This window comes from Rhodococcus sp. NPDC055024 (assembly GCF_053608585.1).
This window is the reverse complement of the sequence record NZ_JBSGVT010000001.1, coordinates 58209-83258: the sequence shown is the minus strand read 5'-3', so window position 1 is coordinate 83258 and position 25050 is coordinate 58209. Positions and strand designations below refer to the sequence as shown.

Here is a 25050-nt window from a genome sequence, read left to right as displayed (position 1 = left end):
CCTAGTGAGAACAGGCGGTGTGGGGTGACGACGCTCGACCGTCCGCCGGGTACTCCGACAGTTCCCACCCCCGACGCGAGTCTTGCGCAGCCGCGTTCCCGCTTCCTCTTTCCCATCGTTGTCGCGGCCGCCGTGTTCCAAGCAGTCCTGCAAACCGTCATCGTTCCGCTGCTGCCGGAGCTGCCCCACTTCACGGGCGCCGGACGCACAGCAGTGTCCTGGCTGGTGACCGTCACGCTGCTGGTCGGCGCCGTGGTCACCCCCATCTTCGGCCGGCTCGCCGACATGTTCGGCAAGAAGAAGATGCTTCTGGTTGCTTTCTCGATGATGACTCTCGGCTCCATGTTGTGTGCGCTGTCCTCGGACATCGCGGTCCTCATCTTCGCGAGAGCGCTGCAAGGTGCCGGGTCGGCCGTCATCCCCATCGGAATCTCCATGCTGCGTGACGAATTGCCGCGCAACAAGGTCAACGGCGCAGTGGCCATGATGAGTTCGACGCTCGGCGTCGGAACGGCTTTGGGGATACCGTTTTCCGCGATGATCGCGCAGTACTCGAACTGGCACGTCCTGTTCTGGGTAACCACGGCTATCGGACTGTCGGTGACTCTTGCTGCGGTGCTGTTCATTCGGGAGTCGGAGCCGAATCCGTCGGGGAGATTCGACGGCGTCGGCGCGGTCGGTCTGAGCGCCGCGATGATCGCTCTGCTCGTGCCGATCACGCAGGGATCGAGTTGGGGATGGACCAGCGGCGCGGTGATCTCGATGCTGGCCGCGTCGGCGGCGCTGTTCACGTTCTGGGTAATTCAGCAGCGGCGCAACGTCAATCCGCTGGTCGACGTCCGTGCTCTCGTCAAGCGTGCGGTGTTGATCCCGCATCTGGCGGCTCTGCTGGTCGGGTTCGCATTCTTCGGGAACACACTGATCACCACACAACTGCTGCAAGGGATGAAAGGGCCGGGTGCCGGGTACGGCCTGTCGATCATCGCGGCGGCGCTGTGTCAGATTCCGGCCAGTATCGCGATGGTGCTGTTCTCTCCGGTTGCGGTGCGGATCACCGATCGCTTCGGTTCACGGACCGCGATGTTGACCGGTGCCGTATTCCTCGCCGGGGGCTACGGGATTCACGCAGTTGCAGGTAAGCCGCTGTGGGGAGTCGTTGCGGCGCTAGGCATTACGGCAGTCGGGACCGCGATCGTGTACAGCACACTCTCCTTGCTGATCCTGGTTGCCGTGCCACGTCAGCGACTGGCGGCAGCCAACGGCGTGAACTCGCTTCTACGGACGTCGGGAAGCACGATCTGCAGTGCGACGGTGGCGACCATCCTCGCCGCGTTCGTGATCAGCGGTTCGGAACATTCGACGTCGTGGACCGGATTCTCCGTCGCCTATCTAGTGTGCGCGGGCTGCGCGGTGGTGGTGTTCGCGGTGTCGATCCTGTTGCCGCAGGGACGAACCCCGAAACATCTGGATCTGCCGGATCTCGTCAGGCGACCCTGAATCCCGAGAGGAAGAGCGTGATCATCAGATCCGCGAACTCGTCGGTGGTGTATTTCTGGCGGTCCGGCCAATGCGTGGTCGACCACAGGGTGTCTCGTACCGATCGATAGAAAATCTCCGGGGCCACGTCTTGGCGGAAGATTCCCTGATCGACGCCTTCGGCTATCGCTTTCATCCAATGCTCGCGGACTTGGCGAGAAGGCCCGTCGACGGATTGCAGGAGATCGTTGTCGCGTAGATACGCCCGATCGTTCTGATAGATCGCAGTCGGGTGCGGGTGCAGTTCGATCACGATCAGCGTCTCGCGGATCAGGCCGCGCAGGACGTCCTCGGGGCCGGTTGCCGTTTTCTCGACCTGATCGAAGCGGAGCTGAATATCGGTGATGAAGCCGTGCATGAGCTCGGCAACTATCGCGTTCTTCGACTTGAAGTAGTGGTAAAGGCTGCCCGAGAACACGCCGGCGGCGTCGCCGATTTCGCGAACGGTCGTGGTCGCGACACCCTTCCTGGCAAACAGCTCGGCTGAGCTCTCCAGGATTTTCTCCCGACGATCTGGTGATGCCACTGAAATCTCCGCTGGTTGTCGGTCCTGCTCAGGGCAGGGTTTCACGGGTGCCGGGCTTCCGGCGTCGAACGTAGCGCAATCCTGCCTGATGGCTCCGGCTCGAACCAATTCGTCGGTGAGATCGCGTGTTTCAACTTCCGGTTTCCTATGCTAGCTTCAAAATCAAGCGCTTGCTCAACTTTCGTCCACGGAGGATTTCAGTGCAGAGCCTGCAGACGCAGTTTCCGAACTTCATCGGCGCAGAGGCCGAACCACCCCGGGTCGCCCGCTACGCCGTCAACGAGGCGATGATCCGCAACTGGGTCGAGGCGCACGACGACCGCAACCCCATCTACGTCGACGCCGAAGCCGCCCGCAGCGTGGGTCGTCGAGATGTCGTCTGCCCACCCGCCATGATCTCGACCTGGGTGATGGCGGGCTACCGACGCTATCGCCAGGTCCAACAGCTTCGTGCCGACGGAGCCTCCGAGGACTTCGCCTATTCACGACTGCTCGCGTTGTTGGACGAGGCCGGATACACCTCGGTCGTCGCGACCAACGTCGAGCAGGAGTATTTCGCGGAGCTGAGTCCCGGAGACCACGTCACCGCACATTTCACCATCGAATCGATCTCGCCGTTCAAACAAACTGCCCTCGGTCACGGGTGCTTCATCACTCTGTTCAAGAAGTACGTCGACCAGGACGGAAAGACACTGGTCGAAGAGCGTTTTCGATTGCTCAGGTTCAAACCAGATGCCCAGACAGATACCCAGCTCGAAGTCCAGGAGGTAATCGCATGAGCGAGACTGGCTCCCGCAACACCGCTGTTCCGAGACTCACCGTCACCGACGACAACGATTTCTTCTTCTCCGCGGCCAAAGAGGGTCGCCTCGAGATCCAACGGTGTGCGGATTGCAAGACACTGCGCCACCCACCCGCGCCCGCGTGCCCGGAATGCCGCTCGTTCAGTTGGGACACAGTCGAATCCACGCGGCGATGCACGTTGCACAGCTTCACGGTCATCCATCACCCGAAGGATCCTGCTTTCGAGTACCCACTCGCCGCCGGGCTCGTCGATCTCGAAGAAGGCACGCGTCTGGTTGCCGACATCGCAGGGATCGATCACGAGGAACTCGAATTCGGCATGGAACTCGAAGTGACCTTCTCCGAGCACGCTCACGGCGAGATGCTGCCGCAACTGAGGCGACGGGGTTCGGCGGAATGACGAAACTGATTGACTGCGAAGTGGGTTCGGTCCTCCCCAGCCTCGAATTGCCGTTGGATCGAACGCTGATCGTCGCCACCGCGATCTCTTCTCAGGATTTCGAGGACGTGCATCACGATCCGGGCAAGGCACAGGATCGCGGTACTCCCGACATCTTCATGAGCATCAACACCACCAACGGGCTCATCGACCGCTACATCACCGACTGGTCCGGCCCGGCGTCACGGATCGTCAAAACATCACTACGGCTTGGTGTTCCGAACTTCCCCGGAGACACCATGACATTCACCGGCGAGGTCACCGCCACAGACGGCCGGGCGCTCACCGTGACGGTTCTCGGGAAAAACGCCCGCGGAACACACGTGACGGCCGACGTGACTCTCGAACCGGTGGAAAGGGTAATCGCATGACACGAGGATTTTCGAGGCAAGCAGCCATCGCCGGAATCGGCGCCACCGAGTTCTCCAAGAACTCCGGCCGCAGCGAATGGCAGTTGGCGTGCGAATCCGTGATCGCCGCACTCGACGACGCGCACATCGAGGCAGAAGAGGTGAACGGATTTGCGCTGTTCACCATGGAGAACAATCCCGAGATTGCGGTCGCACGCGCCCTCGGGATCCCGGAACTGACGTTCTTCAGTCGTATTCCACACGGCGGCGGCGGTGCCTGTGCACCGGTTCAACAAGCAGCGCTTGCCGTCTCCAGCGGAGTTGCCGACGTTGTCGTCGTCTACCGCGCCTTCAACGAAAGATCCGGCCACCGATTCGGCGCCGGGCCACCACCTTTTGCGTACAACGCGTCGACGGACCAGGAATACCGGAATTGGATCAACCCGTACGGGCTTCTGACCCCGGCGCAGCAGGAAGCCTTCCTGGCCAAGCTGTACATGCACAAGTACGGGGCAACCAGCGCCGACTTCGGCCAGATCTCGGTTCTCTCGCGCAAGCATGCGGCGAACAACCCCAAGGCCTGGTTCTACGAACGCCCGATCACCATCGAGGATCATCAGAACTCGCGCATGATCGCCGACCCCATCCGCCTGCTCGACTGCTGCCAGGAAAGTGACGGCGGACAGGCGCTGGTCATCGTCAGCGCGGAGCGCGCCCGCGATCTCCCTCATAAACCTGCGATCATCAGCGGTGCCGCGCAAGGTGTAGGTCCGCAACAGATTTCGATGAGCAGCTACTACCGCGACGACATCGACAGTATGCCGGAAGTCGAACTGGTCGCGCGCCAACTGTGGGACCAGGCCGGTATCGGGCCGGACGACATCGATGCCGCAATTCTCTACGACGCTTTCACTCCGATGGTTCTGCTCCAACTCGAGGAGTACGGATTCTGCGGTCGGGGCGAGGCAAAAGACTTCATCGCCGACGGCAATCTCGAGCTGGACGGTCGCCTGCCGATCAACACCCACGGCGGTCAACTCGGTGAGGGATACATCCACGGCGTCAACGGTATTGCCGAAGGTGTTCGCCTGATCCGCGGCACCTCCACCAACCAACCCACCAAAACTTTGGACAACGTGCTCGTGACCGGCGGTTCCCCCGTCCCGCACAGTGCACTCGTCCTCTCGGCAGATCGTTGAATCTGCCGCACACCTTCGAGAAAGCAGGAACACGATGAGTGAGCGGATCACCTACGCCAGGGCCACCCACGGCGAGGAAGAAATACAGGCTGTTGTCGACGTCTTGCGCAGCGGGCATCAAGGACTGCGCATCGGCAAGAACGTCTTCGAGATGGAAGAGCGTATCGCGGCCTTGGCAGGCAAGAAGTTCGGCGTCATGTGCAACTCGGGATCCTCGGGTCTGTACTTGGCTGTCGAGATGCTCGGACTTCCTGCCGGCAGCGAGGTCATCACATCGCCGTTGACGTTCTCCACCGACATCGCGCCGATCGTGCGTGCCGGTCTGGTGCCGGTGTTCGTGGACGTGGAACCCAACACGTTCAACGTCGACGTCACCAAGATCGAGGCCATGGTCACCGAGAAAACCGGTGCAATCCTGATGCCGAACCTGGCCGGCAACTGCCCGGACTGGGACGCCATCCGCGACATTGCAGATCGCCACGGGCTCAAGGTGATCGAAGATTCGTGTGACGCGATCGGCGCCACGCTCCGCGGCACTCCGACCGGCTCTCGGGCGGACATCGTTGTCACCAGTTTCTCGATGGCACACATCATCACGTGCGCGGGAACCGGTGGAATGGTGTGCGTCGACGACGAAGCCAGCCGTGACAAGGCTCTACTGCTCCGCCGCTGGGGCCGTCGTAGCGAGCCGAACCTGTTCGGCAGCACCAAGTCCGGCCGAGTGTTCCGTGAAGAACTCGACGGTGTCGACTACGACAACGATTTCATCTTCGAGCTCATGTCGTGGAACTTCGAGCCCTCCGAGCTCGGCGCGGCCTACGGCGTCGTTCAACTCGACAAGCTGGAGGAGAACTACAAGACGCGCAAGGCCACGTTTGCTGCCTTCACGGCGGCGTATGGGGCTCATCCCGAATTCTTCACGACGCCGGTAGAACTCGACGGTCTTGATACGGCGTGGCTGTGCTACCCCGTGATGATCAACGAGAATGCACCCTTCACACGCAGCGACCTGCAGGAAGCAATCGAGGCCGACGGCATCGACACACGAACTGTATGGAGCGGCAACGTCACTCGTCACCCGATGATGCACAACATCGAATTCCGTCAGCCGGCCGAAGGATTGCCGGAAGCCGACGCGGTTTTTGCCCGGGGAATGACGCTCGGCATGAGCCACGGCCTGCGTGACGACGAAGTTGCTCGAATTGCGGAGAGCATCAATCGCTTCGCCTCGAAGTTCAAATAGCATGACGAGGCGTTTCGAGGGCCGCCGAGCGCTTGTCACCGGTTCCAGCCGCGGAATCGGTGCAGGCGTCGCAGAGAGGCTGGCAGCGGAAGGCGCTGACGTCGCTCTCGTGGCCCGGACGCTCGGTGCGCACGCAACCCTGCCTGGCAGTCTCGAGGAGACAGCCGCTCGAATTGCGAAGTACGGAAACAAGGTCGAGATCATTGTTGCGGACCTGACGGACGAGCAGCAGCGCGACACCGTTGTGCCGGCGGCAATCGAGAAGCTCGGCGGGACGATCGACATCCTGGTGAACAACGCGGCAGCAGCGATCTATCAACCGCTGTCGGACTACCCACTGCGTCGGCGACGTCTGATGTTCGAGGCAAATGTCCACGCACCGCTCGATCTGATGCAAGCCGTGGTGCCGGGGATGGTGGCAAACGGATACGGCTGGATCGTGAACGTGTCCAGCGGCACCGTCAAACCGTGGCAGGGCCCGCCGTTCACGTGGGTCGAACCGGGAACCGCGATGACCGTGTACGGCGCGTCCAAAGCAGCGCTCAACAGGATCAGCAACGGCATGGGCGTGGAACTCTACGGCCAGGGGGTGCGTGTCAACACGGTTCAACCGCGGGCGGCGGTGCTCAGCGAGGGCGCAAGAGTCCTGGTCGGTGAGACTATCCGGCCGGATCAGGTCGAATCTATGGAAGAAATGGTGGAAGCGGTCACAGCGCTGTGTGGTTGCGACACCGAGTTCACTGCGCGCTCGTGCGTGAGCTTGGACCTGATCGACGACTGGGCTCTGACCGTGCGAGGACTGGACGGCACAGCATTACCGGAGAAAGCAGCTTTACGAACCGAGGAGTTGGCATGAAGCCCGTCATCGTGGACGCAGCACGAACGCCGTTCGGCAAGCGTGAGGGATGGCTGTCCGGAGTCCACGCGGCCGAACTGTTGGGTTACGCGCAGAAAGGCGTGCTGGATCGGGTCGGCGTGGATCCTGGCGCAGTCGACCAGGTCATCGGTGGTTGCGTGACGCCTCTCGGCGAGCAGTTCGGCAATATCGTGCGTACGTCCTGGATGCATGCGGGCCTTCCGTTGAAAGCGGGCTGCACCACGATCGACGCGCAGTGCGGAACCGCGCAGCAGTCGGTGCAGTTGATCGCCGGGCAAATTGCCATCGGTGCAGTCGACGTGGGAGTTGCCTGCGGTGTGGAACTGATGTCGCGGGCACCACTGACGTACAAGGTGGGTACCGGCCTCGGAACACCACGTCCGGAGTCGTGGTCACTCGACACCGTCGATCAGTACACCGCGGCCGATCGGATTGCGGTCAAGCGTGGTTTCAGCCGCGAGGACCTCGATGCCTTCGGGTTGCGCTCGCAGCAGCGAGCCGCAGCAGCCTGGGAGGCAGGACGATTCGACTCGCACATCATCGATGTGCTGGCTCCGGGCTCCGAGGTTCCGGTTCATCGGGATCAGGGTCTACGCGAATCGAGTCGCGAAGGACTCGCGAAACTGCGGACCGTTCAAGAGGGCGGATTGCACACCGCTGGAACGTCTTCGCAGGTCTCTGACGGTGCGAGTGCCGCTCTGCTGATGTCCGAGGATCGAGCGAAGGCCCTCGGAGTGCGACCACGGGCAAAGATACTGGCGCAGTGCGTCATCGGTGGTGACACCGAGTTCATGCTCGACGGCCCCGTCGACGCGGCAAACATCGTGCTCGACCGCACCGGCCTGACGATCGACGATATCGATCTGTTCGAGGTCAACGAGGCATTTGCTTCGGTACCGATGTCGTTTGCGCAGGTTCACGGCGTCGATCCCGAATTGCTGAACGTCAACGGTGGCGCAATCGCACTGGGCCATCCGGCCGGTGCAACCGGAATCAGGCTGTTGGCCAATGTCATCGACGAACTGGAACGCCGGGACAAGTCAACCGCACTGATCGCGATCTGTGCGTCAGCCGCAACTACCTGTCTGATTCTCGAACGCATCTGACAAGAACCGAAGATTGAGGAACCTGCCATGGCACTGCCCCTGCTCGAAGATCACCGTGACCTGGCGGAAGCGGTATCCGCATTCGCGAACCGCTTCGGTGGCATCGCCGACACGCGCAGCAACGTCAAGCGCTATGCCGCCGGTGATCGGCTGGACTCCTGGGATGGATTGGTCCGTCAGGGCCTGCACGCAGTGCACCTGCCCGAGCAGTACGGCGGTGACGGGGCAGGACTTGCCGAACTGGCTGTGGTAGTCGAGCAATTGGGCGATGCGCTCTATCCGGGACCGTACGTTCCGACGGTCATCGCCAGTGGGATCCTTGCAACAGCCGCCGGCTCGGCCGCGGAGACAATGCTGACCGAATTGGCCACCGGCGCAACCGGAGCAGTCTGCACCGGCGTGGGATTGCGCGCGGCTCGCAGCGATGCCGGGTGGACGGTGAGCGGTTCTGCCGGCCCCGCCCTGGGTTTGCCGGGAGCCGATGTCGTTCTCGTGCAGGCAAACAGCGAAGACGGTGAGTTGTGGTTCCGGCTCGAGCAGTCGTCTTCCGCTGCGGTGGAGGTCGAAGACGGAGTGGATCTGACACGGTCGATCGGAACACTGACGTTGACCGATCACCAGGTCGATGACGGGCGGATCGTCGACGGTCTCCAGACGCACCGAGTCGAACTGATCGTCAATACGGTGTTGGCTGCGGAGGCAAGCGGTATCGCCGGGTGGGCGCTACGCACCGCGGTCGACTATGTGAAGTCCCGTCAGCAGTTCGGTCGTCCGGTCGGAAGCTTCCAGGCAGTCCAGCACAAGGCAGCCATGATGCTGGTCCGCTCCGAGATTGCCTGTGCCGCAGCGTGGGATGCGGCTCGATCCGAGGAACACGACGAGGATCAGCAGAAACTTGTCTCGGCTCAAGCCGCATTGGCTGCACTGCCCGTCGGCATCGAGAATGCCCTCGAATGTGTGACGTTGCTCGGCGGAATCGGATTCACCTGGGAACACGACGCGCATCTGTACTGGCGCCGGGCGATCAGTATCGCGGCGGTGGCAGGATCCGAGGTGAAGTGGGCACACGCCTTGGGCGGCCGGTCTGCCGATTCGGTCCGCGACTTCTCCTTTGTCGACCCGGACATGCTGCCGGAGTTGCGAGAGCAGGTTCGAAGGGTTCTGGACGAAGTTGCGCTGCTGCCGGACGACGGAACTACCAGCGCGAGTTGGGCGCCGGCCAAAGGCAGCGCTCGACGCGCACGATTTGCCGACGCCAAACTGGTTGCCCCACACTATCGGGCGCCGTACGGGTTGGGGGCCGGACCGAGGGAACAGGCCGTCATCGCACACGAATTCGCGATGCGAGGGTGGGCTCAACCGTCCACGGTGATCGGAGAATGGGTGCTGCCCACGATCCTCGAACACGGCAACGCCGAGCAACAGGACAGGTTTGTCGAGCCTTCGCTGCGAGCCGACATCATCTGGTGCCAGCTCTTCAGTGAGCCAGGGGCGGGATCAGACCTGGCTGGTCTGAGTACCAAAGCCCGCAAGGTCGACGGTGGCTGGGTTCTCTCGGGTCAGAAAGTGTGGAACTCGGGTGCGCACGAGGCGGATTGGGGAGTCTGCCTGGCGCGTTCCGACGCGGATGCTCCGAAACATCGCGGGCTGTCGTACTTCCTGGTCGACATGACTTCGAAGGGCATCGACGTACGTCCACTCAAGCAAGCCACCGGTAAGTCGGAGTTCAACGAGGTATTTCTCGACGACGTATTCGTGCCGGACGACTGTCTGGTCGCGGAACCGGGTCAGGGCTGGAAGTTGGCTGCGACAACACTGTCCAACGAGCGTCTGAGCATGGGCAGCACACTTCACCACGGTTCGAGCGATCAATTCCGTCAGGTGATTGCTGATGCGAGCCACGACTGCCCCCGTGAGGACGCGGTGGAAGGCCTCGGCCGCAGTATCTCTCGTGAACTGGCGCTGTCCGCGATGAATCTGCGTGGGGTGTCGGCGCGGCTGGCAGGTCAGGAACCGGGCGCCGAGATCAGCGTCTCGAAGGTGTACAACGCCCTGGCACAACGCGAGGGCTCGCGAGACCTGTTGCGTCTGCTCGGACCGCGCGCCGCCGTTGTCGATCCGGCAGCGAACTACGCGATAGACCACATCGGACTGCCCTCGATTCTGTTCGGCGGCGGAACCGTCGAAATTCAACTCAACGTCATCGCGCAGCGCGTACTCGGCCTGCCGCGTTCGTAGATCTTAGGAGCTTCACCATGTATTTGGATTTGTCGGAGGAGTCGAAGACTCTGCGCAAGGAATTGCGCGCGTACTTCGCGGAGATCATCAACGAGGAAGATCGTCGTGCTCTCGTGGATCAGACCGAAGGCGGCCCCGTCTTCGATCGCATCCTGCGCCGGATGGGTAAAGACGGTTGGCTGGGCTTGGGGTGGCCGGAGGAATTCGGCGGCCGGGGTGAGAACCCCGAAGCTCTGTACGTGTTCTACGACGAGGTGATTCGTGCGAATGCACCGCTCTCACTGGTGACGCTGAACACCGTTGGCCCAGCGCTGATCAAGCACGGAACGCAGGCACAGAAGGACTTCTTCCTACGTCCGATCCTGGCGGGCGAGTTGATCTTTGCCATCGGCTACACCGAACCCAATGCGGGCACGGATCTCGCAGCACTCGAAACACGGGCCCGCATCGAGGGCGACGAGCTTGTCATCAACGGCAACAAGATCTTCACCAGTGCCGGTGTGTTTGCCGACTGGGTCTGGCTTGCCGTTCGTACTGATCCTGACGCGCCGACGCATCAGGGCATTTCCGTGGTCCTGGTGCCGACCAGCTCGCCGGGTTTCTCGGTAACCGAAATTCATACCGTGGGTGGAATCAGCACTTCGGCAACCTATTACGAAGATGTTCGGGTGCCGATCACCAATGTCGTCGGTGAGCTCAATCAAGGGTGGAAGCTCATCACCAACCAGCTCAACCACGAACGTGTTGCCCTGGCGGCACGCGGTGGTATAGCCAACGAGCTCTTTGCCGAGGTGGTCGAATGGGCAAAGACCGAACCCGCCGGTGACGGCCACGTCTACGACATCGGTTGGGTACGTGAGAAATTGGCAGAGGTCTACGCGCTGCTCAGTGCTGCCGACCTGATGAATCTGCGACTGGTGGCGGACGTCGCTGCCAACACGTTGGGCGGTGGCGATTCAGCTGCGGCCAAGATCTTCGGCACCGAGGCCGTCGTCAGTGCTTACGGCATGCTGCAGGAAGTGCTGGGCGCCAAGGGATTGCTGCGCCCCGGCACACCCGGAGCGGTGCTCGAAGGACGGGTCGAGAACCTGGGTCGACGCGCACAGAACAACACCTTCGGTGGCGGTACCAACGAAGTGATGCGTGAAATCGTCGCCGCAAAATGCCTGGGCATGACGCTTGCTGCGCGTCGTCGAGCCGCGACCGCACAGAACGAGAAGAGCTGACATGGAATTCGAATTCGACGACAACTTGTCCGCCGTACGGGATCTGAGTGAATCGATCTTTGCGGCGAAGTCCGCTGTAGACCGACTCCGGGAAGTGGAGGGCGCCGGCGGTTTCGACGCGGAACTGTGGAAGCTTCTCGCCGACTCCGACGTGCTGGGAATTGCTCTGCCGGAAGAGGTCGGGGGAGCGGGCCTCGGAATGCTCGGTCTGGCAGCGGTGCTGGAACAACAGGGTCGCCGGGTCGCCCAGGTACCGCTCTGGTCGGTGGTGTCCACGGCGGCGCTGCCGATCGCGGAGTTCGGCAGCTCAGAGCAGAAAGCGTCGTGGCTTCCGGGACTGCTCGACGGCTCGGTGATCGTCACAGGTGCCTTCGACACCGGCTACAACGCCGAGACGGCAGTTCGCGCCGAGCCGGCGCCTGACGGTTGGGTTCTGTCCGGACGCGTCGACTCCGTACCGGCCGCCGAGTTCGCCGCAGCACTGGTTGTTCCGGTAACGATGCCGGACGGCAGTGTCACCGTCATGATCGTGCCGACGGACCGGGACGCGCTGGTGCGTACACCGCTTGCGGTGACGAACCGCGAGAGCAACAGCGCTGTGCAGTTCGACGGGGTTGCCGTCAGTGCAGCCGACGCACTTCCCGCAGACGGCACGGTAGTTCGAGACTGGACGCTGCGGCGTGCACGGGTGGCGCTGGCGGCCCTGGCCACCGGCGTCTGCGAGGAAGCGCTGGCGATGACGGCGAAATACACCTCGGAGCGAGTGCAGTTCGGCCGTCCGCTCTCGACCAATCAGGCAGTGGCAGTCCGGGCCGCCGACGCGTACCTCGACACCGAGAGCACAAGATTGACCACCCACCGCGCTGCCTGGTTGATGGACAGCGGAGTCGAGAGTGAAGCGGAAGCGGCTGCGCTGGTCGCCAAATGGTGGGCCTCGCGCGGCGGTTTGCGCGTCGTGCACGCGACCCAGCACCTGCACGGCGGGATGGGCGCGGATATCGACTACCCGATTCACCGCTACTTCCTGTGGGGACGCCAGATCGCCTTCACCTTGGGGAGTGCGGGGGCGATAGGCGCCGAACTCGCCGATCAGCTGGAAATCCGCGCTCAGATCGGGGCGTCGGCGTGAATATCTGAGGCCGCAGGTTCCAGTCACAGGCAGCGCGTCGGCAACCATCGCGCTACTCTGCCCTTCGTGAATCGCACCAGTTCGTTCATCAGGCCGTTGGTTCCTCGGGATCCGCACGAGCCGCATCGGGTGGCGACGCCGCTCGAACTGCTCACCGACCTCTGCTTCGTCGTGGCGGTCGCTCAAGCGGCCACCGGTCTGCACCATGCGATCAGCGAAGGGCACGCGGCCTCGGGCGTCGGACACTTCGCGATGGCGTTCTTCGCGATCTGGTGGACGTGGCTGAACTTCACGTGGTTCACCTCGGCGTACGACAACGACGACGGAATCGCCCGCCTGCTGACCATCTTCCAGATCCTCGGGTCGCTGGTTCTTGCCGCGGGCATCGTCCGCTTCTTCAACGACGACGCCCTGCTGATCATCGTCGGCTACGTCATCATGCGAATTGCCCTGGTCATCCAATGGCTCAGGGTGTCGCGGAACGACCCGGAACACGCGCTGACGGCTCGCCGATACGCTCTCGGAATCGTTCTGGTCCAGCTTGGCTGGATCGGTTTCTACTTCGTGCCGTCCGCGATCTACGTCCCGACGTTCTTGCTGTTGGTTCTGTGCGAGTTCGCGGTTCCGATCTGGTCCGAGAAGCCGGGCATGACACCGTGGCACCCGCATCACATCGCGGAGCGGTACTCGTTGTTCTTCATCATCGTTCTGGGCGAGACGATCCTCTCGACCACCATCGCAATTCAGGACGCGGTCGACGGTGAGCATCCGGCAGCGCAGGTCACCTACGTCGTGATCGGCGGCATCCTGATCGTCTTCAGCCTGTGGTGGTTGTACTTCCAACGCAATGCCGGCGAAGTGATCGGCGGTGACAACGTCTCACCCTTCGTCTGGGGGTTCGGTCACTACTTCATCTTCGCGGCCGCTGCCGCCATCGGTGCAGGATTGGCCTCACGCGTCGACTTCTGGACTCATCACGGCGACGGCAGCGCGTTGGTGACGGGTGCCGCCGTCACCGTTCCGGTCGCGGTCATCCTCGCGGCCTTGTGGTTCATCCACATTCGACTGCACGACTCGTCGGTACGCACTCTCGCACCGTTCTCGGTCGCGATAATCGTCGTCCTCGGCGGTACCTACACCGCAGTGCCCGAACTGGTCGCGGGACTGGCCTGCGCCGCGCTGTTGGCCGTGGAACTGATCCTGACCGAGGGTAAATCCGAAACCGTCTGAGCGCTCATTCGGCGGCAAGGAATATTGCCTTGGTGACCGCGACGGTCTCCAACGGTCCCTTCGACGGTCCGACCAGCACCGTCCACCGATCTTCGGAACGATCTATCGGATAGCTGCTTTCGGACCACACGATCGGGGTATCCGCCCCCTGCCCTCGGCAGGAGTAAGCGCCCGCCAGGCTTGGGTTCGATTCGGGAGAGGTCCACGAACCGCCGTGTCGGACGCGGCAGAGAAGACCGTTCTCGAGTTCGAGCCCGAACGGAGGAGGGTCGGTCGGCGGCGGATATGCCTCGACGCCGTCCACACCCCGAGCGGTGATCAGTTCTGTTCCCCAGGGAAATTGCAGGCAGAGAATCGAATCGGGCTCCGGACCGACCCAACACGCGTCCGCCCCGTCTGCGGTGCTTCCGCAGGTGATGACTCCCGGCGTGACTGCCGACTGCGATGCTGCGTAGCACTCGCTGATCTTCATGGCCGGTGTCGTGACACTCCAACCGGACTTGGGTTTGCCGGAACCGTCGACGGCAACAAGATTCACGATCTCGGTCGGGGTACCGCCTGCCGATGATCCCGCAGTCGCAGGCAAGCATCGGCAGAGGACTATGCGGGTGATCGTTCCCTCATCCACTTTCTTACCTTCGGGCGTGAAGGTGATGCGATACCCGGTTCCCGCTTCGGTGTCGGCCGGAAAGACTGCGACGGATTCACCGTCGGAATTGGTTGTGGCAGTGAAGGGACCGTACAGTTCGGCGGCGCGCTGCATCTTCTGGCCGACGGTCAGTCCGTCCAGTGTGGCAGCGCCGGTCCGGGGCGCAATTTCGACGAGAACGCCGTCGGTGAAGGTCAATTCGCAGTCCTGCCATTCGACGGCCACTGTTCCGGTCTTCGATACCGGTGCCAGGTCGCCGGCCACCTTCCGTGCCTCACCCTCGGTCATACCGATACGAAGGTTGCGGAAACCGCTGGTGGAGAGTCGCTCCCGCGCCGAGTCGGGGTTCGAGGCAACCGCCAGCCGTGCGGTGAGTTGAGCTGCGTTGGCGGCGTCGATCGCCATTCCCCCGGTGACATCGGCGATGCACGTCAACTGGCCGGACGCAGCGGCGTCGAGCTTGAATCCGATGGTGTGGATGGTCAGGCCAGGATCGTGAGGTATCGCTTCGGTGGACTCACACGGAGGTTCGGGTGAGCAGGTGTCCTCCCCGTCGGAGACGAGGATGATCGTGCGCTCACCATCGGCGGGGAGTGCGGCGGAGGCTTGTTGAAGTGCAGACAGGATCGGGGTGTATCCCGACGCGGACAGCCCGTCGATTCCCGCTGCGAATGCGTTTCGATCGAGTGGGCCGAGGGGCACGACTGTCTTGATGTCGCGGCAACCCACGTCCTTCTCGGCGTCGCTGCTACCCGTGGAGGTGCCGTACGCGATCAGACCGAGCGCACCCTCGTCTGGAAGGCCACTGACGAGAGTGTGAATCGCGTTCTTGGCGGCGTCGATTCGAAGGCCGGGAGCGTCGTCCTGCTTCATCGACCCCGAGGCGTCCAGCACGATGACGGTAGGCGCCGTTGCGCTCACTTCTGAAGCCGGATCAGCAGCGACAGTTGCCTGCTGGGTCCCGCCTGCTTCTTGTTTTCCACCGCCGCCCTGCGTCGAACATCCGACGGCAATGATCGTAGTCGCTGCAATACAGATCGCCACACGAAGACGCATGGAACGAGACTACGAGCTGCCGCAGTCCGCCAACAGTCGTCCGAACGGACGACACTGGCTCAGCGAATCGCGAGTCGTTCCTTGCGGAGCTTGTCGACCTCGGGCAGATGCAGGGGTTCCAGCTCGTTCACACCCAAGGCGCGCATGAGCAGGAGGTCCGCGAGTTCGGGGTTGCGAGCCAAAGCGGGTCCGTGCATGTACGTCCCGATCACCGAACCCTGCACGACGCCTTCGAATCCGTCGCCGACGCCGTTTCCGACACCATGGGTGACCCGTGCAAATCCGGAGGCCGAGCTACCCAGAGTTGTTCCGCCGCGGTGGTTCTCGAACCCCGAGAGGGGTGCGGTGAGTCCGTCGATCAGCGGCTTCGTGATGACTTCGCCGATGGAGCGCTTCTCTTGCGGTGAGGTCGTGACGTCGAGCATCGAGACACCTTCGACGCGTTCGCCGCTGGAGGTTTCGTACCAGTTACCGAGCACCTGAATGGCAGCGCAGATCGCCAGAACCGGTGCGCCACGCTCGGCGGCGCGTTGCAGGCCAGGGTATTTCGCGAGGTGACGCGTTGCGAGGCGCTGAGCGGAATCCTCGGCGCCACCCAACGTGTACACGTCGAGCGAATCGGGGACCGGATCGCTGAGGGTGATGTCCACGATCTCGGCGTCGTAGCCGCGCATCCGCAGACGCTGACGCAGGATCAGGGCATTGCCGCCGTCGCCGTAGGTGCCCATGACGTCGGGGAGAACCAGTCCGATGCGAATTGTCGAGTCAGACATTGCGAGACTCCTTCGCGATGGCGGTGTTGAGGTCACGGAAGGCTGTGTAGTTCGCCAGTACCTCCACACGTCCGGGAGGGCAGGAAGCGATGGCGCGCAACGGATCCGGATCGAGGGTGTGCTCGACGCCTGCGTACGTGAGGCGAACTGCCAGATCGGTTCCGCGTTCGCCGGCGGCCACTACCTTGACGCCTTCGAAGTGCTCGAACTTCACGTCCCACAGCCAGGAGAGGTCTTCGCCGTCCGGCACCTGACCGTTCACCGCGATCACGAGTCCGTCCACTGTGGGATCGATCATCGACAGCGCTTCCTGCCAACCTGCGGGATTCTTCGCGAGCAGCATGTGAACGGAGTGCGGTCCGACCTCGACGGTGCTGTATCGACCGGCGACTTCTTGAACCGTCGACGCGGCGGCAACTGCCCCGATCGGATCTGCGCCCAAAGCCGCTGCAGCCGCTACGGCCTGAGCTGCGTTACCGCGGTTGGCTTTTCCGGGGAGGGTCAACGTCATCGGAATCTTCAGGCCGTCGGGGCCGTAGAGATTGTCGTCGTCGAGCCACCAGGTCGGCTCGGGCCGCGCGAAGTCGGAACCGGTACTGCGCCAGTGCTTTCCCTCCCACACGATGGGTTCGCCGGTGCGCGGACAGCTGACGGAATCGCCGGCCCAGCCGCCGCCGGCCGCAACCCACACGACGTTGGTGGCGTCGTATGCCACGGAGGTGACCAGTACGTCATCGCAGTTGGCGACGATCACCGCATTCGGATGCGCGTTGACGCACGCGCGCAGTTTCCGTTCGATCATGTTGATCTCGCCGACCCGGTCGAGTTGATCGCGGCTGAGGTTCAGCAGCACGATTACTTCCGGGTTCACGGCGTCGGCTACGTGGGGGACGTGCAGTTCGTCGACCTCGAGTGCCGCCAGCGTCGCATCGGTACGGGCGGCCAGAGCGGCAACGATCCCGGCATCCATGTTGGCGCCGTCGGCCTGGGTCGCGACGTCACCGAGTGTGGCGAGCGCTGCAGCGGTCATACGCGTGGTCGTCGACTTGCCGTTGGTACCGGTGACCACGACGGTGCGCTTGCCGCGTCCGAGCTGAGTCATGAGCGTCGGGTCGATCTTGAGGGCGATCAGCCCGCCGATCATCGAACCCTTGCCGCGACCGGCCTTCTGCGATGCCCAAGATGCTGCTGCGGCAGCTCGCATGGCGAGCTTTCCGCGCGCTGTGATCGATAGTCCAGTTCCCACGGCCCGAGTTTGGCACAGGGCGTCGTCAGACGCCGAGTCGCGCCGGTGGTGAAGCTGCAGGTGTGTCCGAGAAAACAGTGCCAGCGGGCTTGCGCCTCATCTGTGCGGCACTCGCACCGGCAATTACGATGACCGCCCCGACCAGCGACAACGGGCTCGGATCCTCGTGCAGGAACAGCCAGGACGCGCCGATTCCCACCACCGGCACCAGGAGGGAGAGCGGCGCCACCATGCCGGCCGGGTAGCGGCCCATGAGCATCGTCCAGAGCCCGGATCCGGCGATGGTGCCGAGCAGAATGATGTAGGCCAGCCCGACCAGCGACGGCCAGGCGTCGGCGCTGAATGCGGTGCCGAGTGCGTGCCAGCCGACGGTGGGGCCCTCGACCACGGCTGACAGTGCGAGCATCGGCAACGGCGGGATGACACACATCCACAACATCAAGCGCATCGGTGCGGGATCACCGACGGTGTTCGCCGCGGCCAAGCGGCTGCCGAGATTGCCGAATGCCCAGGACAGACCGCCGAGGAGCGTAAGGATCACGGGCAACAGTGCCGCATGGTGCGAGCGGTCCCAGCCGATCAAGGACATACCGGCAACGGCGACGGCGATCCCGGAGACCTGCCAGACGCTGAGCTTCTCGCGGAGCAGGAACGCGCCGAGTAGGACGGTGAACGGTGCTGACGACTGCAGGACAAGTGATGCAAGGCCCGTCGGCATCCCCGAATGCATCGCCCAGAAGAGGAAGACGAACTGGCCGAATCCGAAACCGAATCCGTAGAGCAGCAGCCAACGGAGCGGTACCTGCGGACGCGGCACGAAGATGACCACCGGAATCGCGATGATCAGAAACCGCAGCGCTGCGAAGAAGAACGGCGGGAAATGATCCAGGCCGACGCGAATAGCCAGGAAGTTCAGACCCCACAAGACGATCACGGTCAGGCCGAGGAGACGGTCGCGGGGAGTCATGACGTTAATCGTGAGCCTTACGAAGCATCAGAACAAGCGAATATAGATGCACTATCCATGTAGTTTTGCTACATGGATATTCGTCACCGTATGGATGCCACGCGCTTGCGGATTCTCCGCGAGCTCGCCGACCGAGGAACCGTCGGCGCTACTGCTCTCGCCCTCTCGATGACGCCGTCCGCCGTCTCGCAACAACTCAAGATCCTCGGCCGAGAGGCGGGGGTCTCGCTCCTCGAGCCGGACGGGCGCACGCTGCGCCTCACCGACGCGGGTCGAGCGCTGGTGCTTCGCGCCGACGACGTGGTGGCGGCGCTCGACCGGGCAGCGGACGAGATGGCGTCGTACCGAGGCTCGCCGCGCGGCAAGGTGCGAGTCGCGTTCTTCCCCTCCGGCGCGGCACTCCTGCTGCCCGGTGTCCTGACGGCGCTGAAGAACTCGGACGTGGACATCGACGCCTACGACGTCGACAAACCGGCGTCGGCCGTCCCTGGGCTGTTGGCCGATCACGATGTGATCCTCACTCACCGTGACGAACGCGGAGCCGAGACGTCGTTTCCCCGGGTCAGCGTGCAACCGCTGATGCGTGAACCGATCGATCTGGTGCTGCGGCCTGATCATCCACTCGCCGAGCAGGATTCGGTTCGGTTGGAACAATTGGCCGATGAGAACTGGATCAGCGTGCGCGGCGGATTTCCGGTCGACGACGTTCTGCTGTCGGTTGCGTCGGTAACCGGGGTCCAGCCTCGCGTCGCTCATCGCATAAACGATTTCCGCGTCATCGAAGAGCTGGTGGCGGCGGGTCACGGCGTGGCATTGATGCCGCGTTACGCGATCACGCATCCCGGAGTATCGAGGAAACCGGTGGCGGGTGTGCGCGCTGCACGCGTTTATGAATTGGCAACTCGATTACATTCCGATCGCAGTCCGGCAATCGGAGTGGTACTCGACGCCTTTCGTGACGTCGCACGTGCGGTTGGTGAATGAAGGGCCGTCGGTGAATGAACGACGGTTGGTGAATGAACACAAAACGGGAGCGACACGATTAGTGTCGCTCCCGCTTCGGTAGTGCAATCTCCACTGACTATTGAGTTAGTGGAGGCCGGTCATTGACGGCCGAAATCAGGCGAGGGCCTTGGCCTTCAGTGCTGCGAATTCTTCTTCGCTGATGGTGCCGGCGTCGAGAAGTGCCTTTGCATCTGCGATGGATTCGGCCGGGGACTTTCCGGCAACCTCACGGATGTAGCTGTCCTGTGCGTTCTTGACCTGCTGCGCAGCCTCGAGGGACCGCTGTGCCATTCCGTCACTGCGAACGATCAGGTAGACGAGCGAGGTGAGCAGCGGAATGAAGAACAGGAAGACGATCCAGATTGCCTTCACCCAGCCGGAGGTCTTGTGATCGCGGAACAGGTCGGTGATGATCGAGAAGAGCAGGATCAAGTACGCGATGAACGCGAAGCTGATGATGATCAGCCAGAGGAAGTCCCAAAAGGAATCCATTGTCGAGCTCCATTTCACAAGTCGGATTTGTCTGAGCTGACTATCTCACGCGCACGTGGCGTCTGCATCATCCTCGATGGGTGAATTCTTTTTGTTAACTTCGCTAACCGACTCTTTCGGGACCAATGTCATGCCGAATCGGAATCATGGACCGAAAATCTTCAGTGCCCCGAAAACGACCCTGGTCTCACCCGAAAATCGGGTGAGACCAGGGATTGTTCACGAGTCAGGAGCTGAGTGTCAGCTGGCGCGGTTCACTGCCGAGACCACAGCGCGGAGCGAGGCCGTCGTGATCGACGTGGCGATACCCACACCCCAGACAACGGTGCTCTGACCCTCCGGGCCCGTCACGGCGCACTCGACGTAGGCCGCGGCCTGGGCGTCGTCACCGGCGGACATCGCGTGCTCGGAGTAGTCGAGGACACGAACGTCGAAGTTGATGCTTCCCAGCGCGTCGACGAAGGCAGCGAGCGGGCCGTTGCCGGTTCCCGAGATCTCCTGCTCCTTGCCGTTCACCTTGACGATCGCGGTGATCGCATCGGTGCCGCCGTCTTCCTCGGACGCGGTGACCTTCTGCTTCATGCGCTCGAGCGGGGTGATGGGAGCGAGGTACTCCTCGTGGAAGACGTCCCACATTTCCTTCGGCGAAACCTCGCCGCCCTCACCGTCGGTGATCTTCTGGACCGACTGCGAGAACTCGACCTGCAGACGACGCGGCAGCACGAGACCGTGATCGGCCTTCATGATGTACGCGACGCCGCCCTTGCCGGACTGCGAGTTCACGCGGATGACGGCCTCGTAGCTGCGGCCGACGTCCTTCGGGTCGATCGGCAGGTAGGGGACCTGCCAGAGAATGTCGTCGACGTCGGAGTTCTGGCTGTCGGCGTCGACCTTCATGGCGTCGAGGCCCTTGTTGATGGCGTCCTGGTGGCTGCCGGAGAATGCGGTGTAGACCAGGTCGCCGCCGTACGGATGACGTTCGTGGACGGGCAGCTGGTTGCAGTACTCGACCGTGCGACGGATCTCGTCGATGTTCGAGAAATCGATCTGCGGGTCGACGCCACGCGTGAACATGTTCAGAGCGAGAGTGACCAGGCAGACGTTGCCGGTGCGCTCACCGTTGCCGAACAGGCAGCCTTCGATACGGTCTGCGCCGGCCTGGTAGCCCAGCTCGGCTGCAGCGACGCCGGTGCCGCGGTCGTTGTGGGGGTGCAGCGACAGGATGACCGAATCTCGGCGAGCCAGGTTGCGGTGCATCCACTCGATGGAGTCGGCGTACACGTTGGGCGTGGCCATCTCGACGGTGGCAGGCAGGTTCAGGATGACCGGGTTGGCAGGCGTCGCACCCAGGGTTTCGGTGACGGCGTCACAAACTTCCTTGGCGTACTCGAGCTCGGTGCCGGTGTAGGACTCGGGGGAGTACTCCCAGCGCCAGTTCGTGTCCGGGTACTTCTTGGACTCGGCCAGGACCAGCTCGGCGGCGTCGGTGGCGATCTTCTTGATCGTGTCCTTGTCGGCGCGGAAAACGACGCGGCGCTGCAGGATCGAGGTGGAGTTGTAGAAGTGCACGATCGCGTTCTCGGCACCTTCACAGGCCTCGAACGTGCGCTTGATCAGCTCGGGACGCGACTGCGTCAGCACCTGGATGGTGACGTCGGACGGGATCGCGCCGTCCTCGATGATCTCGCGAACGAAATCGAAGTCCGTCTGGCTCGCGGACGGGAATCCGACCTCGATCTCCTTGTAGCCCATACGAACCAGGAGATCGAACATACGACGCTTGCGCGCCGGGCTCATCGGATCGATCAGCGCCTGGTTGCCGTCGCGCAGGTCGACGGCGCACCACTGGGGTGCTCGGTCGATGATCTTGTCCGGCCAGGTGCGGTCGGGCAGCGTGACTGTCTCGACCTCTTCGGCGAACGGGCGGTAGCGGAACGTCGGCATCGACGAGTTCTTCTGCGTGTTCCACGCAGGCTGGTCGGAAGGTGCCGGCTTCGTGGGCGGGGTGATGGTGCGAGTGCCGGTGGTGAATGCGTCAGCGGGGGACATGGGTGTGATCTCCAGGATTGTGGACCCGGCCTGTTGACCTGTTGGTCAAGACCATGAGTCCGGAAGGCTTGGTCGACCGGCGCACAAAAACCCCGCGGCGGGAGGCCAGTCTGGATCAGACCCCGTCGCGGCAACCAAGAAGGAGTGCGCGCTGCATGCACAGCACTCTACTCCTGGATTTCGCGAGAAATCGGTGGGGTTCGCCCTCATGTCCAATTTGTCGCCGAATTGTGCTGCCGTTTCGGCACCGAAAATGGTGGACTGTCGTCCATGGATCCCCGAATCGCCGTGGCGAGCACGTACCTCGACGCGCTCCGCAGTCACGATGGCAGCTCCGTACCGCTGGCTCCGGACGCGGTACGCCACGAGGTCGGGCTCAAGACCGGATTTTCGGGGAATCATCTGCGGCGCAGCCTTTCCGGAGGTCCTCAGTATCGCGTGATCCGCGACATTCGTGAGGTGGAGTGGACGGTCGACGGGGACGACCTGACGGCTGACTACCTCCTTGACGCCGGGTTGTTCGGACGCAACCTGATGACCGTTCGGGTTATCGAGACTTTCCGGATACCCGCTGACGATTACCGCATTCACCGCATCACCGCAAAGATCCGACCGGCGCGCGCCAAGCACACGTGATGCGCGCGATCCGCTGGATCGTCTGTTCACTACTGATCGTTCTCGCCGGTCTCGGTTCTGCCGGCTCGGTGGTTGCACTGTTCGTCCACACTCAGGTGAACGACACCGACAGTTATGTCGACACGGTTGCCCCATTGGCTTCCGAGCCTGCTGTCCAAACGGCCGTCGTTGACCGGCTGACCGAGGAATTGACGCAGCGGTTGGACGGGTTTCCGCAGGTGGTGACGAGACAGGCCGAGAGACTCGTTCGCGAGGCGGCTCAGTCGTTGGTCTCGAGCGAGAAGTTTGCGACGCTCTGGACCGCGGCCAACCGTCAGGCGCACGCGCAACTTGCCGCGATGGTGACCGGCCGAGCCACCGACGGCATCGTTCGGTCCGACGACAGCGGAACAGTCACCTTGTCCCTCGAACCGGTCATGACAGAACTGCGGACGAACCTCCGCGATCGCGGATTCACCATCGTCGATCGTCTCCCGACGTTCGATCCGCAGTTCGAGATCCTGCAATCCGACGAGCTGGTGCGGGCTCAGGACCTCTCGAACTCTCTCGACCGAGCAGCGGCTTGGCTGCCGTGGGTGTCGGTGGCGTGTGCGATCGCGGCCGTCGCAGTTGCACCGGGGCGAATGCGGGCGCTGTCCCTGGTCGGGCTGGCGACCGCGGTGGCGATGATCGCCCTGCTGGTGGCGCTGGCCGTCGTGCGTCGGGTCTATTTACAGAATTCAGACATACCGTCATCTGAGGCGGCAGTCGCGGTGTACGACGCGCTGGCAGTTTCGCTGGTCAGCAGTATCCGCGTGCTTCTCGCCTGCGGAGTTGCCGTCGCGGTGGTCGGTTACGTTGCCGGTGGCTCGCGTTCTGCGACGTTGATGCGAGCGCGGATCTCACAACTGATCCCGCGTGGATCTGAGGCGAACAGCAGTACGCATCGGGAAGTCCCAGGACCACCTCGGTAAGCTCGACCTCTGGTATCTGTAAACAATTTCGACCTGGAGGTAGAAACGCGTGGCTCTCGTCGTCCAGAAGTACGGCGGATCCTCGGTGGCAACCGCCGAGCGCATCCGACGAGTCGCTGAACGGATCGTCGAGACCAAGAAGGCCGGCAATGATGTCGTCGTCGTGGTGTCAGCGATGGGCGATACCACCGATGAGCTGCTCGACCTGGCTCAGCAGGTGTGCCCTTCCCCGCCGGCCCGTGAAATGGACATGCTGCTGACCTCGGGTGAGCGCATCTCCAACTCCTTGGTAGCGATGGCAATTCACTCCCTCGGCGCCGAAGCTCGTTCGTTCTCGGGCTCACAAGCTGGAGTCATCACGACCGGCAGCCACGGAAACGCCAAGATCATCGACGTCACGCCCGGCCGTGTTCGCACTGCGCTGGACGAAGGCTCGATCGTTCTGGTCGCCGGATTCCAAGGCGTCAGCCAGGACAGCAAGGACATCACGACGCTCGGACGCGGTGGCTCGGACACCACTGCCGTGGCGTTGGCAGCTGCGCTCAACGCTGACGTCTGCGAGATCTACACCGATGTCGACGGCGTGTTCTCCGCCGATCCGCGCATCGTCCCCGACGCTCACCGCCTCGAGACGGTTTCCTTCGAGGAAATGCTCGAACTCGCAGCATGTGGCGCCAAGGTGCTCATGCTCCGGTGCGTCGAGTACGCCCGTCGTTACAACGTGCCAGTGCACGTCCGTTCGTCATACACCACCAAGCCCGGAACAATCGTGTCCGGATCGATGGAGGACATTCCTGTGGAAGAGGCCCTGATCACCGGAGTCGCGCACGATCGCGGCGAAGCCAAGATCACCGTTGTCGGATTGCCGGACACACCGGGACACGCTGCCAAGGTGTTCCGCGCAGTCTCCGATGCCGAGATCAACATCGACATGGTGCTGCAGAACATCTCCAAGGTGGAGACCAACAAGACGGACATCACCTTCACGCTGCCGACCGCCGACGGCCCTCGCGCCGTCGAGATCCTGACCAAGCGCCAGGAAGACATCGGCTTCACGCAGATCTTGTTCGACGACCACATCGGCAAGGTTTCCCTGGTCGGCGCCGGAATGCGGAGCCACCCGGGCGTCACTGCCACGTTCTGCGAGGCGCTGGCCAAGGCTGACATCAACATCGACCTCATCTCGACCTCTGAGATTCGCATCTCAGTGCTGGTCAAGGACACCGAATTGGACGACGCTGTACGTGTCATCCACGACGCTTTCGGGCTCGGTGGCGAAGAAGAAGCAGTAGTACACGCTGGAACGGGACGGTAATTTCTC

The 25050-nt window shown here is 62.8% G+C and carries 23 protein-coding genes; 16 read left to right on the top strand and 7 right to left on the bottom strand.

What is annotated here, in order from left to right; genetic code table 11:
- Positions 1-24 precede the first annotated feature (24 nt).
- On the top strand, positions 25-1497 hold the full coding sequence (locus tag ACWF6P_RS00390) for an MFS transporter (protein WP_452619558.1): 1473 nt from the start codon (positions 25-27) through the stop codon (positions 1495-1497).
- Here ACWF6P_RS00390 and ACWF6P_RS00385 read toward each other — a convergent pair.
- A complete protein-coding gene (locus ACWF6P_RS00385; protein ID WP_452619557.1) occupies positions 1484-2062 on the bottom strand; it encodes a TetR/AcrR family transcriptional regulator in 579 nt (192 codons plus the stop codon). The two genes, ACWF6P_RS00390 and ACWF6P_RS00385, sit on opposite strands and share 14 nt — an antisense overlap.
- Positions 2063-2262: 200 nt before the next feature.
- Between ACWF6P_RS00385 and ACWF6P_RS00380 the strand changes: the two genes are divergently transcribed.
- The 11 genes from ACWF6P_RS00380 (at position 2263) to ACWF6P_RS00330 (ending at position 13903) form a co-directional block, all read left to right on the top strand.
- Positions 2263-2841, top strand: a complete 579-nt coding sequence (locus ACWF6P_RS00380) for an FAS1-like dehydratase domain-containing protein (RefSeq protein WP_452619556.1) — start codon at positions 2263-2265, stop codon at positions 2839-2841.
- Positions 2838-3266: a Zn-ribbon domain-containing OB-fold protein gene (locus tag ACWF6P_RS00375; RefSeq protein WP_452619555.1), complete on the top strand. Its 429-nt coding sequence runs from the start codon at positions 2838-2840 to the stop codon at positions 3264-3266. Before ACWF6P_RS00380 ends, ACWF6P_RS00375 begins: the two co-directional genes overlap by 4 nt.
- Positions 3263-3676, top strand: coding sequence for a hotdog family protein (locus ACWF6P_RS00370; protein WP_047271582.1), 414 nt, complete (start codon positions 3263-3265; stop codon positions 3674-3676). The genes ACWF6P_RS00375 and ACWF6P_RS00370 overlap by 4 nt, the downstream gene beginning before the upstream one ends.
- Positions 3673-4854 (top strand): lipid-transfer protein, encoded by a 1182-nt coding sequence (locus ACWF6P_RS00365; protein WP_230816589.1) that lies wholly within the window; start codon positions 3673-3675, stop codon positions 4852-4854. Before ACWF6P_RS00370 ends, ACWF6P_RS00365 begins: the two co-directional genes overlap by 4 nt.
- Positions 4855-4888: 34 nt before the next feature.
- Positions 4889-6097, top strand: coding sequence for a DegT/DnrJ/EryC1/StrS family aminotransferase (locus ACWF6P_RS00360; RefSeq protein WP_452619554.1), 1209 nt, complete (start codon positions 4889-4891; stop codon positions 6095-6097).
- 1 nt (position 6098) lies between these two features.
- Positions 6099-6953, top strand: a complete 855-nt coding sequence (locus tag ACWF6P_RS00355) for an SDR family NAD(P)-dependent oxidoreductase (RefSeq protein ID WP_452619553.1) — start codon at positions 6099-6101, stop codon at positions 6951-6953.
- Positions 6950-8080 (top strand): steroid 3-ketoacyl-CoA thiolase, encoded by a 1131-nt coding sequence (locus ACWF6P_RS00350; protein WP_452619552.1) that lies wholly within the window; start codon positions 6950-6952, stop codon positions 8078-8080. The genes ACWF6P_RS00355 and ACWF6P_RS00350 overlap by 4 nt, the downstream gene beginning before the upstream one ends.
- 27 nt (positions 8081-8107) lie before the next feature.
- Complete coding sequence (locus ACWF6P_RS00345; protein ID WP_452619551.1) at positions 8108-10318, top strand: acyl-CoA dehydrogenase; 2211 nt, start codon at positions 8108-8110, stop codon at positions 10316-10318.
- A gap of 17 nt (positions 10319-10335) precedes the next feature.
- Positions 10336-11544 (top strand): acyl-CoA dehydrogenase family protein, encoded by a 1209-nt coding sequence (locus tag ACWF6P_RS00340; RefSeq protein ID WP_347875542.1) that lies wholly within the window; start codon positions 10336-10338, stop codon positions 11542-11544.
- A gap of 1 nt (position 11545) precedes the next feature.
- On the top strand, positions 11546-12673 hold the full coding sequence (locus tag ACWF6P_RS00335; RefSeq protein WP_452619550.1) for an acyl-CoA dehydrogenase family protein: 1128 nt from the start codon (positions 11546-11548) through the stop codon (positions 12671-12673).
- A 66-nt stretch (positions 12674-12739) separates the two neighbouring features.
- Positions 12740-13903 carry a low temperature requirement protein A gene (locus ACWF6P_RS00330; protein WP_452619549.1) on the top strand — a complete coding sequence of 388 codons (1164 nt, stop codon included), beginning with the start codon at positions 12740-12742 and terminating at the stop codon, positions 13901-13903.
- Between the two features lie 4 nt (positions 13904-13907).
- Here ACWF6P_RS00330 and ACWF6P_RS00325 read toward each other — a convergent pair whose 3' ends face one another.
- From ACWF6P_RS00325 to ACWF6P_RS00310, 4 genes are read right to left on the bottom strand one after another with little or no spacing between them, the layout of a single operon-like run.
- A complete protein-coding gene (locus tag ACWF6P_RS00325; RefSeq protein ID WP_452619548.1) occupies positions 13908-15608 on the bottom strand; it encodes a vWA domain-containing protein in 1701 nt (566 codons plus the stop codon).
- Positions 15609-15667: 59 nt separating this feature from the next.
- A complete protein-coding gene (locus tag ACWF6P_RS00320) occupies positions 15668-16381 on the bottom strand; it encodes a type 1 glutamine amidotransferase (RefSeq protein ID WP_378536986.1) in 714 nt (237 codons plus the stop codon).
- The gene (locus ACWF6P_RS00315) at positions 16374-17627 is read right to left on the bottom strand and encodes a MurT ligase domain-containing protein (protein WP_452619547.1); all 1254 of its coding nucleotides are present in this window, start codon (positions 17625-17627) and stop codon (positions 16374-16376) included. The genes ACWF6P_RS00320 and ACWF6P_RS00315 overlap by 8 nt, the downstream gene beginning before the upstream one ends.
- 25 nt (positions 17628-17652) lie before the next feature.
- On the bottom strand, positions 17653-18594 hold the full coding sequence (locus ACWF6P_RS00310; RefSeq protein WP_452619546.1) for an EamA family transporter: 942 nt from the start codon (positions 18592-18594) through the stop codon (positions 17653-17655).
- A 90-nt stretch (positions 18595-18684) separates the two neighbouring features.
- Between ACWF6P_RS00310 and ACWF6P_RS00305 the strand changes: the two genes are divergently transcribed.
- Positions 18685-19578 (top strand): LysR family transcriptional regulator, encoded by an 894-nt coding sequence (locus ACWF6P_RS00305; RefSeq protein WP_378542873.1) that lies wholly within the window; start codon positions 18685-18687, stop codon positions 19576-19578.
- A 135-nt stretch (positions 19579-19713) separates the two neighbouring features.
- On the opposite strand, the gene ACWF6P_RS00300 is transcribed toward ACWF6P_RS00305, so the two are convergent.
- Positions 19714-20091 carry an SHOCT domain-containing protein gene (locus tag ACWF6P_RS00300; RefSeq protein ID WP_003943489.1) on the bottom strand — a complete coding sequence of 126 codons (378 nt, stop codon included), beginning with the start codon at positions 20089-20091 and terminating at the stop codon, positions 19714-19716.
- Positions 20092-20331: 240 nt separating this feature from the next.
- Complete coding sequence (gene leuA / locus ACWF6P_RS00295; RefSeq protein WP_003943488.1) at positions 20332-22140, bottom strand: 2-isopropylmalate synthase; 1809 nt, start codon at positions 22138-22140, stop codon at positions 20332-20334.
- Positions 22141-22410: 270 nt separating this feature from the next.
- Between leuA and ACWF6P_RS00290 the strand changes: the two genes are divergently transcribed.
- The 3 genes from ACWF6P_RS00290 to ACWF6P_RS00280 are packed head-to-tail and all read left to right on the top strand — an operon-like array spanning position 22411 to position 25044.
- Positions 22411-22776 carry a hypothetical protein gene (locus tag ACWF6P_RS00290; protein ID WP_452619545.1) on the top strand — a complete coding sequence of 122 codons (366 nt, stop codon included), beginning with the start codon at positions 22411-22413 and terminating at the stop codon, positions 22774-22776.
- Positions 22776-23729 (top strand): hypothetical protein, encoded by a 954-nt coding sequence (locus ACWF6P_RS00285; RefSeq protein WP_452619544.1) that lies wholly within the window; start codon positions 22776-22778, stop codon positions 23727-23729. Before ACWF6P_RS00290 ends, ACWF6P_RS00285 begins: the two co-directional genes overlap by 1 nt.
- Positions 23730-23778: 49 nt before the next feature.
- Positions 23779-25044: an aspartate kinase gene (locus tag ACWF6P_RS00280; RefSeq protein ID WP_003943494.1), complete on the top strand. Its 1266-nt coding sequence runs from the start codon at positions 23779-23781 to the stop codon at positions 25042-25044.
- Positions 25045-25050 lie beyond the last annotated feature (6 nt).